General features: G+C 34.1%; 14 protein-coding genes. 5 read left to right on the forward strand and 9 right to left on the reverse strand.

Going from position 1 to position 12,660, the window contains the following annotated elements; genetic code table 11:
• Window positions 1–117: 117 nt before the first annotated feature.
• The 3 genes from LUU93_RS17985 to LUU93_RS17995 all read right to left on the reverse strand — a co-directional run bounded on the left by LUU93_RS17985 (window position 118) and on the right by LUU93_RS17995 (window position 4,661).
• A complete protein-coding gene (locus LUU93_RS17985) occupies window positions 118–2,511 on the reverse strand; it encodes a ribonucleoside-diphosphate reductase subunit alpha (RefSeq protein ID WP_232682545.1) in 2,394 nt (797 codons plus the stop codon).
• A 265-nt stretch (window positions 2,512–2,776) separates the two neighbouring features.
• Window positions 2,777–3,754: a ribonucleotide-diphosphate reductase subunit beta gene (locus tag LUU93_RS17990; protein ID WP_053472511.1), complete on the reverse strand. Its 978-nt coding sequence runs from the start codon at window positions 3,752–3,754 to the stop codon at window positions 2,777–2,779.
• Window positions 3,755–4,091: 337 nt separating this feature from the next.
• Window positions 4,092–4,661, reverse strand: a complete 570-nt coding sequence (locus LUU93_RS17995) for a DUF3109 family protein (RefSeq protein ID WP_232682546.1) — start codon at window positions 4,659–4,661, stop codon at window positions 4,092–4,094.
• A gap of 380 nt (window positions 4,662–5,041) precedes the next feature.
• Between LUU93_RS17995 and LUU93_RS18000 the strand changes: the two genes are divergently transcribed.
• From LUU93_RS18000 to LUU93_RS18010, 3 genes are all read left to right on the forward strand, one after another.
• Window positions 5,042–5,620 (forward strand): MarC family protein, encoded by a 579-nt coding sequence (locus LUU93_RS18000; protein WP_056208369.1) that lies wholly within the window; start codon window positions 5,042–5,044, stop codon window positions 5,618–5,620.
• Between the two features lie 105 nt (window positions 5,621–5,725).
• A complete protein-coding gene (locus LUU93_RS18005) occupies window positions 5,726–5,926 on the forward strand; it encodes a hypothetical protein (RefSeq protein WP_053472508.1) in 201 nt (66 codons plus the stop codon).
• Window positions 5,927–5,929: 3 nt separating this feature from the next.
• Window positions 5,930–6,535 carry an FAD-dependent oxidoreductase gene (locus tag LUU93_RS18010; protein WP_232682547.1) on the forward strand — a complete coding sequence of 202 codons (606 nt, stop codon included), beginning with the start codon at window positions 5,930–5,932 and terminating at the stop codon, window positions 6,533–6,535.
• 116 nt (window positions 6,536–6,651) lie between these two features.
• On the opposite strand, the gene LUU93_RS18015 is transcribed toward LUU93_RS18010, so the two are convergent.
• The 5 genes from LUU93_RS18015 to LUU93_RS18035 all read right to left on the reverse strand — a co-directional run bounded on the left by LUU93_RS18015 (window position 6,652) and on the right by LUU93_RS18035 (window position 10,053).
• Entirely contained in the window at window positions 6,652–6,969 is a 318-nt protein-coding gene (locus LUU93_RS18015) for a hypothetical protein (RefSeq protein ID WP_232682548.1), read from the reverse strand.
• A 92-nt stretch (window positions 6,970–7,061) separates the two neighbouring features.
• A complete protein-coding gene (locus LUU93_RS18020; RefSeq protein WP_232682549.1) occupies window positions 7,062–7,427 on the reverse strand; it encodes a nuclear transport factor 2 family protein in 366 nt (121 codons plus the stop codon).
• 18 nt (window positions 7,428–7,445) lie between these two features.
• Complete coding sequence (locus tag LUU93_RS18025; RefSeq protein WP_232682550.1) at window positions 7,446–9,023, reverse strand: S41 family peptidase; 1,578 nt, start codon at window positions 9,021–9,023, stop codon at window positions 7,446–7,448.
• Entirely contained in the window at window positions 9,023–9,454 is a 432-nt protein-coding gene (locus tag LUU93_RS18030) for a deoxycytidylate deaminase (RefSeq protein WP_232682551.1), read from the reverse strand. The genes LUU93_RS18025 and LUU93_RS18030 overlap by 1 nt, the downstream gene beginning before the upstream one ends.
• A gap of 5 nt (window positions 9,455–9,459) precedes the next feature.
• On the reverse strand, window positions 9,460–10,053 hold the full coding sequence (locus LUU93_RS18035; protein WP_232682552.1) for a HupE/UreJ family protein: 594 nt from the start codon (window positions 10,051–10,053) through the stop codon (window positions 9,460–9,462).
• Between the two features lie 171 nt (window positions 10,054–10,224).
• Here LUU93_RS18035 and LUU93_RS18040 point away from each other — a divergent pair, with 171 nt between their 5' ends.
• The gene (locus LUU93_RS18040; RefSeq protein ID WP_232682553.1) at window positions 10,225–10,656 is read left to right on the forward strand and encodes a tellurite resistance TerB family protein; all 432 of its coding nucleotides are present in this window, start codon (window positions 10,225–10,227) and stop codon (window positions 10,654–10,656) included.
• A gap of 288 nt (window positions 10,657–10,944) precedes the next feature.
• Here the strand turns inward: LUU93_RS18040 and fbp are convergent, their stop codons facing one another.
• Window positions 10,945–11,952, reverse strand: coding sequence for a class 1 fructose-bisphosphatase (gene fbp / locus LUU93_RS18045; protein WP_232682554.1), 1,008 nt, complete (start codon window positions 11,950–11,952; stop codon window positions 10,945–10,947).
• A gap of 171 nt (window positions 11,953–12,123) precedes the next feature.
• Here fbp and LUU93_RS18050 point away from each other — a divergent pair, with 171 nt between their 5' ends.
• Window positions 12,124–12,618, forward strand: coding sequence for a GNAT family N-acetyltransferase (locus LUU93_RS18050; protein ID WP_232682555.1), 495 nt, complete (start codon window positions 12,124–12,126; stop codon window positions 12,616–12,618).
• The last annotated feature ends 42 nt before the right edge of the window (window positions 12,619–12,660 follow it).

A 12,660-nucleotide genomic window follows, 5' to 3' on the forward strand; every position in this document is an offset into this window, starting at 1 on the left:
CGAAAAGCGGGAAATAGCTCTAAAAAAATAAAAGCAGCTATCATTACAATAACTGCTTTCTATTAACTAAAGAATAAACTTTTTCTCTTTCTTCTAATTTCTTTCTTCTAAAAAAAATTAAGACCCACACATTTCACAATCTTCAGGATCTGCAGCTTGTGCTTTTAAAAGCATTGCTTTGTAATCTTCAACGCTGATAGATTCTGTTTCTGCAACTAATGATGGTGCTGTTTCTTCTTTTTTATCGTTGTTTAATGTGAATTTAATCGCATCTACAGCCGCTTTTGTTCTTAAGTAATACATTCCTGTTTTTAAACCAGACTGCCAAGCGTAAAAGTGCATTGACGTAAGTTTAGAATAGTTGGCATCCTGCATGAACAAGTTCAACGATTGTGACTGGTCAATGAAATAACCTCTTTGACGAGACATATCGATAATATCTTTCATCGACATTTCCCAAACTGTTTTGTATAATTCTTTTAAGTCTTGTGGGATAATATCAATATTTTGAACAGATCCGTTATGACGCATAATTTCTTGTTTCAACGTTTCATTCCATAAACCTAATTTTACTAAATCTTCTAGTAAGTGTTTGTTTACTACGATGAACTCTCCAGACAACACACGACGTGTGTAAATGTTTGACGTATATGGTTCGAAAGCTTCGTTGTTTCCAAGAATTTGTGAAGTCGATGCTGTTGGCATTGGCGCCACTAATAATGAGTTACGAACTCCATGTTCCATAACTTCTTTTCTTAATGAAGCCCAGTCCCAACGGCCTGATAATTCTTCATCTTTCATTCCCCACATATTGTGTTGGAATTCTCCTTGTGACATTGGAGAACCTTCAAAAGTTGAATATGGTCCTTCTTCTTTTGCCATTTCCATAGAAGCGGTTACAGCAGCAAAGTATAGTGTTTCGAAAATCTCCTGGTTTAATTTTTTAGCCTCATCACTAGTAAACGGCATACGCAGCATAATGAAAGCATCTGCTAAACCTTGCACCCCTAAACCTACCGGACGGTGACGCATATTAGAGTTTTCTGCTTCTTTTACTGGATAGTAATTTCTGTCGATTACCTTGTTCAGGTTACGAGTTACACGTTTTGTAACATTGTAAAGCGCTTCGTGATCGAATTTTCCGTTTTCAATAAACATTGGTAACGAAATAGAAGCCAGGTTACAAACCGCAATTTCATCTTTAGAAGTAAACTCCATAATCTCTGTACACAAGTTAGAAGAACGAATTGTTCCTAAATTCTTATGGTTCGATTTACGGTTTGCTGCATCTTTGTACAACATATATGGTGTTCCGGTTTCGATTTGTGATTCAAGGATTTTCTCCCATAATTCACGAGCACGGATTGTTTTTCTTCCTTTTCCTCTAAATTCGTAATCTGTATATAATGCTTCGAATTCATCTCCGTAAACATCATATAATCCCGGGCATTCATTAGGGCACATTAAAGTCCACGTTGAATCTTCCTGAACACGTTTCATGAATAAATCTGAAGTCCACATAGCGAAGAATAAATCTCTTGCACGCATTTCTTCTTTTCCTGTATTTTTCTTTAAATCTAAGAAATCAAAGATATCAGCATGCCAGGTTTCGATATAAATCGCAAAACTTCCCTTACGTTTTCCACCACCTTGATCTACGTAACGAGCAGTATCGTTAAATACTCTCAACATCGGAACAATTCCGTTTGAAGTTCCGTTTGTACCACGAATGTAAGATCCTGTTGCACGAACGTTATGAATAGAAAGCCCAATTCCTCCCGCTGACTGCGAGATTTTTGCTGTTTGTTTTAATGTATCGTAAATACCATCAATACTATCATCCTGCATTGCCAAAAGGAAACAAGAAGACATTTGCGGTTTTGGAGTTCCTGCATTGAACAACGTTGGCGTTGCGTGCGTAAAGAACTTTTTAGACATTAAATCATAAGTTTCAATAACTGATTTTAAATCGTCTAAGTGAATACCAACAGAAACACGCATTAACATGTGCTGCGGGCGCTCTACGATTTTTCCGTTTATTTTAAGAAGATAAGAACGCTCTAAGGTTTTAAACCCAAAGTAATCGTAATTAAAATCTCTTGTATAAATGATGTGAGAATCTAAAAAAGCAGCATTTTCCTGAATCACTTTAAATACGTCATCAGCAATTAATGGTGCTTCCTGACCATTTCTTGGGTTTACGTAGTGATACATATCTTTCATCGTTTCAGAGAAAGATTTTTTTGTATTTGAATGTAAATTTGAAATTGCCACACGAGCTGCCAATTGTGCATAATCTGGATGTGCAATCGTCATAGATGCCGCAGTTTCTGCAGCTAGATTATCCAATTCAGAAGTAGATACCCCATCATACAATCCTTCGATAACTCTCATTGCTACCTTAACCGGATCTACAAGCTCATTCAGGCCGTAACACAATTTTTTTATTCTTTCTGTAATCTTATCAAACATTACAGGCTCTCTGTGTCCATCTCTTTTTACTACATACATAAGCTTACTTTTTTAGTTATTGAATAAATGAAAGTAACTAGAAAACGAATTCCAGTACTTAAACATTGCGTGTTTTTAAATTATTTTTCGAGAATTACAGAATTCTCAATAGTTGTCCTTTCCCAATTTGAATATCAAACCGAAAAGCCGTTAAAATTGCTATTAAACCTCCGATTTGGGTGATAGAGATTTAACCTAAAATGTTCTGTAAAAATTAATCCAGGCTTTAGATAAAATTATCCCGAATTAAAAAAATGCTGTTGTTCTAAAAATCTGCGTCAAATGAAATTTTTTGAGCATCGCTGTCTGTGTTCATTACTCCAGATTTTTGATACTCGGCAACACGTTTTTCAAAGAAATTAGTTTTTCCCTGAAGCGAAATCATGTCCATGAAATCGAATGGATTTGCAGATCCGTATACACGCTCGCATCCTAATTCAACCAAAAGTCTATCTGCGACGAACTCCAGGTACTGTGTCATTAAACCTGCATTCATTCCAATTAAACTTACCGGAAGAGATTCTGTTACAAACTGTCTTTCGATATCCAGTGCATCAACAATAATTTCTTTGATTCTGTCTTTTGGCACTTTATTTACCAAATGGTGATTGTGCAGGTGAACTGCAAAATCACAATGTACGCCTTCGTCACGAGAAATCAACTCATTAGAAAAAGTTAAACCTGGCATTAAGCCGCGTTTTTTCAACCAATAAATTGAACAGAAAGCACCTGAAAAAAAGATTCCTTCAACAGCGGCAAAAGCAATAAGTCTTTCAGCAAACGAATCAGATTCGATCCATTTTAAAGCCCATTCTGCTTTCTTAGCAATTGCCGGGAAAACTTCTAATGCATTAAACAACTCAGCTTTTTCTGCTTCATCTTTTACGTAAGTGTCAATTAATAAAGAATACGTTTCACTGTGAATGTTTTCCATCATAATTTGGAAACCATAGAAAAACTTCGCTTCAGCATATTGAACTTCGTTTACAAAGTTCTCAGCTAGGTTTTCATTTACGATTCCGTCAGAAGCAGCAAAGAATGCTAAAATGTGTTTAATGAAATATCTTTCGTCGTCATTAAGTTTATTATTCCAATCTGTCAAGTCCTGGTGCAAATCGATTTCTTCAGCAGTCCAAAAACTAGCTTCCATTTTTTTATACCATTCCCAAATATCATGATGTTTGATAGGAAAAATAACGAAACGATTTTTATTTTCTTGTAAGATTGGCTCTACTTGCGACATGACAAAATTTGTTAAATTTTTATACTGAAACTTTACTAATTCAGTAGACCACAAAGATTGTCAATTATCGCTAAAAATGAAAGTCAAACTTATTCACAATTTGCTGTAGTTTTTAACAAAGGTTAAAATTTGAAACATTTTTCATACAATAATTAATTTATTGTAAATGAACACATTAAACACATCGATTACACCTTGAAGCCCCGTAAAATATAGACTTTTAAATATAAAAAGCAAGAAATTTTAAATTGTTTTAAAAAGTTTTTTTTGAGTTAAAACTTTATTTTTTTGAGCTAAAACAAGACCCGTCAAAAGAGTATTTAATACACCTCATATTTTAAGAATTTTTAAGTTCCTGAGCCACCTTTTCAAGTTCTAAATACCAGTCTTCACCAAAACGACGAATCAAAGCTTCTTTCACAAATTTATAAACCGGAACTTCTAATTCTTTTCCTAAAGAACAAGCATCATCGCAAATATCCCATTTGTCATAATTTACCGCTGCAAATTCTGTGAAGTCTTTTACACGAATTGGATACAAATGACAAGAAACCGGTTTTTTCCAATCTACGATTCCTTCATTATAAGCTTGCTCGATTCCGCAAAGCGCGGTTTTTCCATCAAAAATTACGTAAGCACAATCTTTATTATCGATAAGCGGCGTTTCAAGATCGCCGTCGGTTCCTTTTACCCAGGTTCCCTGCGCTTCGATCGCTGCAATTCCTTCTTTTCTTAAAAAAGGTTTTACTTTTGGATAAATTTCTTCTAAGATTTTAGTTTCAGCCTCATTCAAAGGCGCGCCCGCATCTCCATCAACACAACAAGCCCCCTTACAAGCTGACAAGTTGCACACAAATTCTTTTTCCAAAATATCTTCTGAAATAATAGTTTTTCCTAACTGAAACATGATAATAAAATACGCTAAATTTATAAAGTGCAAAGATAGTCAAAGAAAACAGATATATTTTTATTCTTTTTTTTCACGCAGATTTGGCAGATTTAAGCAGATAATAAAGATTTATTTAAAAATAAAGTAAATCTTAACCATCAGCAAAAAATTAAAAATCTGCTCAAATCTGCCAAATCTGCGTGAAAATTTTTTATACGATCCAAAAAAAATCATTTGAGCTGCCTTTGAATTAGCAATTTAAATCATCAATTGTTATAAATATCACTTTTTTAGCTACTGAAACGTGTTTTTATAACAAAAATGAATTATACCGAAAAAACACCTAATTTTATTAACTACTTTTGCAGCAGTTTTTAAACCCTTAAAATCAAAGCGATATGTTAGAAATAGACTTTAAAGAAATCATTACAGTAAGCATGGTACTTTTTGCCGTGATTGATATTGTAGGTTCAATTCCCATTATCGTGAACTTAAGAGCAAAAGTGGGACACATTGAATCTGAAAAAGCTTCGATAGTTGCCGGAGCCATTATGATTGTTTTTCTTTTTGTTGGAGAGGGGTTATTGAACCTTATTGGTATCGATGTGCATTCGTTTGCTGTTGCCGGTTCTTTTGTGTTATTTTTTCTGGCTTTAGAAATGATTTTAGGAATCCGTATTTATCGTGACGAAGAACCAGGGTCTGCTTCTATTGTTCCATTGGCTTTTCCATTAATCGCCGGAGCGGGAACTATGACCACTTTACTTTCGCTTAGATCTCAGTTTCATACTATTAATATAATCATTGCGATTTTACTAAATATTATATTAGTTTATGTCGTTTTGAAATCATCAAAAAAGATCGAAAATTTACTAGGAGAAAACGGACTTGGCGTGGTCCGCAAGACATTTGGAGTAATACTTTTAGCAATAGCTGTTAAATTATTCGCTGCTAATGTTAAAGGTTTGTTTGTCTAAGATTTATTTTTATACTTTTACCCCCACTAAATTTATAAAATACAACTTTAAGACATTTTTTATTAGAGTTTTACTTTGATATTTTTATACAAACAAACAACCAATATGAAAATCTTCACTTCAATCTTAGTACTTTTAGCATTAGCTTTAATTGTTTTTAATATTACGCTATTAGACTTTACAAACCCGTTTCAGGGAGATAGTATGGTAGCTTTTATTGGAATCGCAGCTTCGTTTTGCGCCGTGTTGATTCTTTTGATTTTTAGAATTTCAAAAAGAATTGAAGAAAAAACAAACGGTCGATAATATATGTTTGACGTTTTAATTATCGGCGGGGGCGTATCAGGCATATCTTGTGCCTTAGTTTTAGGTTCTGCCAAAAACAAAGCTTTTGCTACCGACAAAAAAATCGGAATTTTTACTCATCAGAAAAACTCTTCTTTGCAAGAGGCAGTTTTCTACAATGCTTATGGGATTACTCCAGGCAAATTAGGTTCTGAATTACTAGCAGAAAGTACAGCGAATTTAGCCGCAGCCTATCCACATATTGAACAAATTGCAAATGAAAAAGTAATAAAAGTTGAAGGTTCTTTTCCTTCATTTACTGTTATTACAAACAAAAGCTCATATAAAACAAAAAGTATTGTTGTTGGAATTGGTTCTGCTAATACATTTGATATCGAAGGTTTAACACAATATATTGAACCTCACAAAAAAACACTTCCGGAAAAACAGCGTATTCAGCTTAAAAATGAAGATCATAAAGTTGCTGACGGCATTTATGTTATTGGAACTTTAGCCGGCTGGAGAAGCCAATTGGCCATTGCAGCAGGAAGCGGTGCTGCCGTTGCCACAGATATTCTGACTTTATGGAATAACGGAACACAAACTCATGCTCACGACAGCATTCGATAAGATTATATAAAATTATTAAACCATATAAGTTATATAAGTTCATATTATACTTTGCGTATAGAATTAAATGAACTTATATAACTTATATGGTTTATTTTTTATTTGTTTTTGGTTTTTTATTTCACCGAAACAATCTGGGTTACTTTAATATGGTTTTCGTCATCGGTTTTCCAGATTTCTCCTTTTAGTGACACTACATCTCCTATTTTTAATTGTTTATAATTTTGCGGTCCGCCAACGTTTACGATGCTGATTGTTGCAAAATATACTTCTTTTATATCTGTAGTAATTTTTGCAGTATAACCGTCTTTTCCTGATTCTATTGATTCTACTTTTCCTGAAACTGCACTATTAGTATTATTTTTCATAGTTGTACAAGAGATTACAAAAATCATTAAAACGACAAGGAAACTTATACTTTTTAGATTTTTCATATTTTGAGATTTTAACCGCAATCGCGAAGCCGTCGGGAGCTAAGAATTGCGTAAGGTTCGCTAAGTTTTGTTTTATAATTCCTTTTCAGGATTTATACCAGCTGAACACAGCTACCGGCAATAACTTTTAAATGTCCATCAAATTGTTTCCAGACTCTTATGTATTTAAAAACACCATTAATGGGATTATTATCATAAGTTCCATTTAATGAAACCGAAACGGTAACTACTGCCAAATTATCTATAATATTTACAATTTGATCTGAAGCTTCGAGAGAATCAATTTTCATTTTACCTGAACGATAGGAATTCAAATCAAACTCTTTTGTGATGGTTTGTCCATCTGGCAGATTGAACAGTAAATCATCGTGAAGGATTTGTTCTAAAACAGAAACATCTGCATTTTTAACAGCGGTTAAAAGTTTAATTTCGGCATTCACGATTAGATCTTTTTCCATCACATTAGAATTTAAAGATTACTTCTTTTGGTTCAAAATTGTTTTTATCATGGCATCGTCTTTTAAAATAACATCATAATAATACATTTCGCCATACAATTGACGGGCAAATTCTGCAGTGATATATCGGTTTACCAATGCTTTGGTTTTGTCTAATTTTAGATCTAAACCTGTCATTAAAATATAGTTTTTAAACTTTTTGAAATAAGCATCAGAACTTTTCATTTTTTCTAAAAACGCAGCAAAATTAAGTCCTGCAAAAGCATTTCGGTTTTTATCTAATTCTTCAAAAACAAAATGACCAACGATTCCGGTTTGAAGTAAATAAGCAACATTTTCGTTTCCGTGCTCTGCCTCCATCGGAACAAAAACATCCGGAACGATTCCGCCGCCGCCGTAAACGATTTTACCTTTTGGAGTTTTGAACTTTAAAGAATCGGCCACTTTTATACTGTCTTTTGCGTACAATTCGCCAGAATTTATTCTTGATTCAGATTCTTTAAAGTATTCTTCATTTCCTTTTTTATACGGTTTTTGAATTGATCTTCCGGTTGGTGTGTAATATCTCGCAACCGTCAAACGAACGGCAGATCCATCGTTAAAATCCATTTCGCGCTGTACTAAACCTTTTCCGAATGAACGACGCCCAACAATGGTTCCGCGATCGCTGTCCTGAATTGCTCCAGCCAGAATTTCACTTGCAGATGCACTGTTTTCATTAATTAATACATATACTTTTCCGGTTTCAAAACTTCCGGCTTTTGTGGCGTATGTTTTTTCAGTCGTTCCGTTTTTATTTTTGGTAAAAACAATTAACTGTTTGTCTTTTAAAAATTCATCGGCAATGGCAATCGCCTCTTCCATATAACCGCCGCCATTATCGCGAAGATCTATTACAAGCGACTGAATTCCTTTTTGTTTTAAACGTGTTAAACCTGTTTTGAACTCATTAAAAGTGGTTTCGGCAAAACGATTGATTTTGATGTAACCTGTATTATTTCCAATTAATAATGATGCATCGACACTTTTTATCGGAATAACATCTCTTTTAATTTTAAACTTCAGTTTCTTTTGTTCCGATTTTCTAAAAACGGTCAATTCAATTTCAGAACCTTTGATTCCTTTTAATTTAGAAAACAAACTGTCAGATGGTAATCTTCTTCCATACAATTTAGTTTTTCCGGCATATAAAATCCTATCGCCCGATTTTAATCCTGCTTTCGCAGAAGGCCCATTTTCGACTGGTTTTATAATCGCAACAGAATCTTTGTACATATAGAAATTGATCCCAATCCCAACGAAATCACCTTTCATACTTTCGGCAACTTCGGCTTGTTCGCTTGGCGGAATATAAACAGAATGCGGATCTAATTTTGAGAGTATATTATCGACTGTAAGGTTTACAATCGAATCTGTGTTGACACTGTCAACATATTCAGTATTGATAAAATCAATCAGTTTATTCAGCTTGGTTTTGGAGTAATTTTTGGCCAAAAGCTGATCATCTGTAGAAGCGTTTGTTAAACTTCCCATTACGATTCCGAGAGCAAGAGTTGCCCCGATAATCATTGGCAGATATTTTGGGTTAAATTTCATTATTCTTCTAAAACAGGAATATGCTCTACTTCGATACCCGCTTTTATTAAAAACTGAATTCCCGAATCATCGCGATATCCATCTTTATACACCACTCTTTTTATTCCGGATTGATGTATTAATTTACTGCATTCTTTGCAAGGTGAAAGCGTTATGTACAACGTTGCACCTTCACAAGACTGCGTTGATCTGGCTACTTTTAAGATTGCATTTGCCTCGGCGTGCAAAACATCCCAGCGAGTTAATCCTTCTTCATCTTCGCAGCAATTTTCAAATCCCGATGGCGTTCCGTTGTAGCCGTCAGAAATGATCATTCTGTCTTTTACGATAATGGCTCCAACTTGTTTTCGCTTGCAGTAGGATAATAAACTCCATTCTTTAGCAATTCGCAAATAAGCTTTATCGTATTTATTTAATTTTTTTACTTCCATTTATTTTATCTGTTCCAAATTGGACTTTCAATAATCATTGGGATTACAACTCCAATAATAAAAGCCGACATTACAAGCGCCCAATCGCGTTTTGAAAAACGAAATACTGTCTGAACTATATAAGAGATTACCAAAACTACAAAAACAACTACCAATTGTGCGGCTTCGATTCCTAAAGCAAATTCTCCTAAAGGCAATAATTTTGAACTTGGCGATCCTCCTAAAATCGTTTTAAAATAGTTTGAGAATCCAAGTCCGTGTATAATTCCAAAGAACAAAGTCACAAAAAATATCACATTTACGCCGTCATTTTTAGCTGCTTTTCCTGCGGTAAAAAGATGATACAATGCCGTGATCAAAATCGTAATCGGGATTAAAAATTCAACGATATTTACTTTTATGGCAATTATTCCGAAAACAGACAGTATCAGGGCTAATGTGTGACCGATTGTAAAAACCGAAACTAAAAGCAAAATACGTTTCCAGTCTTTAAAAGAATACGGAACAGTTAAGGCGATTAAAAAAAGAACGTGATCGTAAGCGTTGATATCTAATACATGCTTTAATCCTATTTGAAAATAAATCCAAAATTGCGACATACAGGGAATACTATTAAATGATTAGGGGTTGTAAACTTACGATTTATTTTGAAGAATTTACGATGCGAATTCTTAAAAACAACAAGTAAAAATAAGTTAAATTTATGAGAAATTTAAAATTGTTAAATTAAAATAAGATTTATCTTTGTTCAATAAAAACTTATTATAATTATGCCATTTTCAGAATTATTTGATAACGAATTCAAACAAAGAAACAGAGGTCATTTCTCTGCAATTGTGCGTGTAGCGTTTGCTGACGGAAAAGTAAGTCCAGAAGAAAAAGACTTTTTGGACAAATTAGCTTCAAGATTAGAAATTTCAGAAGAAGAATATACTGAGATTCTTACAAATCCTTTGAAATATCCAATAAATCCGCCGTATTTATACTCGCAGCGATTAGAGCGTTTGTATGATTTGGCTAGGATGATTCATGTTGACCATCATTTAGGAGACCAGCAGGAAGTTATGTTAATCCGTATGGGATTGGCTTTAGGTTTTACTCCAGGAAATGTAAATTATATTATTAGTAAAGCATTGTCTTTAATTGACAAAAAAGTAGACTTAGATACTTTCCTTTTCGAAATGGAGAATATGAATAAATAGTGTTCAGTGTTCAGTTTTAACTGATCCTGAAATTGAACTCTAACTAAAATATAAACCCGACAGGTTTTAAAATCTGTCGGGTTTCTTTTTTTATTCAAAAGCATACTTTTAATGCAAATTTGGTTTTGCTTAATTTCGAAATGATTAATGTTATACATTTCTTCATTTCAACTGGACTTTAGTCCGGTTGAAATGTGAGAATACGAAAAATTTTAAACCCGACAGGTTTTAAAAACCTGTCGGGTTTGCTTTATCTGAAAACTGCGACTGTGACAGTAAACTGAATACTTACTCCGCTGTTGCCATAAACTCCTCAGCCTTTTCTACCATATTATAGCTCCCGCAGAAAAACGGAACTCTTTGGTGCAGTTCTGTCGGCTGGATTTCCATAATTCTTCCAAAACCGTCAGTTGCTTTTCCTCCGGCTTGTTCTGCAAGAAATGCCATTGGATTACATTCATACAATAAACGTAATTTCCCTTTTGGTGCTTTTGAACTTGTTGGATAAAGATAGATGCCGCCTTTAATCATATTTCGATGAAAATCGGCCACTAAACTCCCTATATATCTTGAAGTATAAGGTCTGTCTTCTTCTTCACGCTGACAATATTTGATATAGTTTTTTACTCCCTGCGGAAAATGGATATAGTTTCCTTCGTTTATTGAATAGATACTTCCATCTTTTGGAAATTTCATATTAGGATGCGAAAGGTAAAATGTACCAATTGCCGGATTCAATGTAAATCCGTTTACACCATATCCGGTTGTATAAACCAGCATTGTCGAAGTTCCATAAATTACATATCCGGCTGCAACCTGATTGATTCCCGGCTGTAAAAAATCCTCGCTTGTTACCGGAGTTCCTATTGGTGTAATTCTTCTAAAAACAGAAAAAATACTTCCCACAGAAACATTTACATCAATGTTTGAAGATCCGTCAAGCGGATCCATTAAGATCACGTACTTATTATTATGACTGTTGTCGCTCCCCTGAACAGTTATAAAATCGTCGTTTTCTTCAGAAGCAATACCACAGACAATCTCACGGTTTATTAACGTCTGGATAAATACTTCGTTTGCATAGACATCTAATTTCTGCTGGTCTTCTCCCTGAATATTTCGCTCGCCTGCGGCGCCAATAATATCCACTAATCCAGCCTGGTTTACTTTATGATTGACAACCTTTGCTGCCAAACGAATAGAGTTGATAATCCGGGAAAGCTCTCCCGACGAATACTGAAATGCTTTTTGGTTCTCAATAATAAACTCTCCCAGTGTTTTATTGCGTTCTTCCATTGCTATATCGTTATAGTTTTAATTTTAAGTCACAAATATCGCTTATTTTGTGAGAATGATTTAAAAATTATTTTGTTAGTTTGCTACTATTGTATATTTGCTAATTAATAGTAAAAAGTACCGTACAATAAAATACATTTTTAGCTAATAAGTGATTAATAATAGGAATATATGAATATTAGAAAAGGAAATCCTGAAGACATGAAATCGGTTTTGGGGTTAATTCAGGAGCTGGCAATATTCGAAAAAGAACCTGATGCCGTTGTCATTACAGAGGAAGATTTAGTACGTGACGGATTTGGAGAAAAACCTCTTTTTCAGGTTTTTGTAGCTGAGATTGATTCAAACGAAAGTGAAACAGGACAAGAAATAGTTGGAATTGCATTATATTATTACCGCTATTCGACCTGGAAAGGAAAAACAATACATCTTGAAGATTTAATTGTGAAGGAAAAAATGCGCGGTACCGGTTTAGGATCTGCACTTTATGCCGAAATAATGAAACAGGGAAAAAGAGACAATGTTCGAAGAGTTGAATGGAATGTTTTAGACTGGAATACTCCAGCTGTTAATTTTTATAAGAATTCTGGCGCGAGAATTCTTGATGGCTGGCAGGTTGTTCAAATGGATGAAACGGGAATTAATTCGTTCTTAGAAAAATTATAAATTTTATTTGCCACGAATTAAATTAGTGGAAATTTGTGAAAT

The sequence above is a fragment of the Flavobacterium soyae genome (assembly GCF_021245985.1).
Lineage (GTDB): Bacteria > Bacteroidota > Bacteroidia > Flavobacteriales > Flavobacteriaceae > Flavobacterium > Flavobacterium soyae.

Bases quoted from the DNA above. Each gene is read 5' to 3' on its own strand.
- LUU93_RS17985 (WP_232682545.1), bottom strand. From the start codon at position 2,511: ATGTATGTAGTAAAAAGAGATGGACACAGAGAGCCTGTAATGTTTGAT.
- LUU93_RS17990 (WP_053472511.1), bottom strand. From the start codon at position 3,754: ATGTCGCAAGTAGAGCCAATCTTACAAGAAAATAAAAATCGTTTCGTT.
- LUU93_RS17995 (WP_232682546.1), bottom strand. From the start codon at position 4,661: ATGTTTCAGTTAGGAAAAACTATTATTTCAGAAGATATTTTGGAAAAA.
- LUU93_RS18000 (WP_056208369.1), top strand. From the start codon at position 5,042: ATGTTAGAAATAGACTTTAAAGAAATCATTACAGTAAGCATGGTACTT.
- LUU93_RS18005 (WP_053472508.1), top strand. From the start codon at position 5,726: ATGAAAATCTTCACTTCAATCTTAGTACTTTTAGCATTAGCTTTAATT.
- LUU93_RS18010 (WP_232682547.1), top strand. From the start codon at position 5,930: ATGTTTGACGTTTTAATTATCGGCGGGGGCGTATCAGGCATATCTTGT.
- LUU93_RS18015 (WP_232682548.1), bottom strand. From the start codon at position 6,969: ATGAAAAATCTAAAAAGTATAAGTTTCCTTGTCGTTTTAATGATTTTT.
- LUU93_RS18020 (WP_232682549.1), bottom strand. From the start codon at position 7,427: ATGGAAAAAGATCTAATCGTGAATGCCGAAATTAAACTTTTAACCGCT.
- LUU93_RS18025 (WP_232682550.1), bottom strand. From the start codon at position 9,023: ATGAAATTTAACCCAAAATATCTGCCAATGATTATCGGGGCAACTCTT.
- LUU93_RS18030 (WP_232682551.1), bottom strand. From the start codon at position 9,454: ATGGAAGTAAAAAAATTAAATAAATACGATAAAGCTTATTTGCGAATT.
- LUU93_RS18035 (WP_232682552.1), bottom strand. From the start codon at position 10,053: ATGTCGCAATTTTGGATTTATTTTCAAATAGGATTAAAGCATGTATTA.
- LUU93_RS18040 (WP_232682553.1), top strand. From the start codon at position 10,225: ATGCCATTTTCAGAATTATTTGATAACGAATTCAAACAAAGAAACAGA.
- fbp (WP_232682554.1), bottom strand. From the start codon at position 11,952: ATGGAAGAACGCAATAAAACACTGGGAGAGTTTATTATTGAGAACCAA.
- LUU93_RS18050 (WP_232682555.1), top strand. From the start codon at position 12,124: ATGAATATTAGAAAAGGAAATCCTGAAGACATGAAATCGGTTTTGGGG.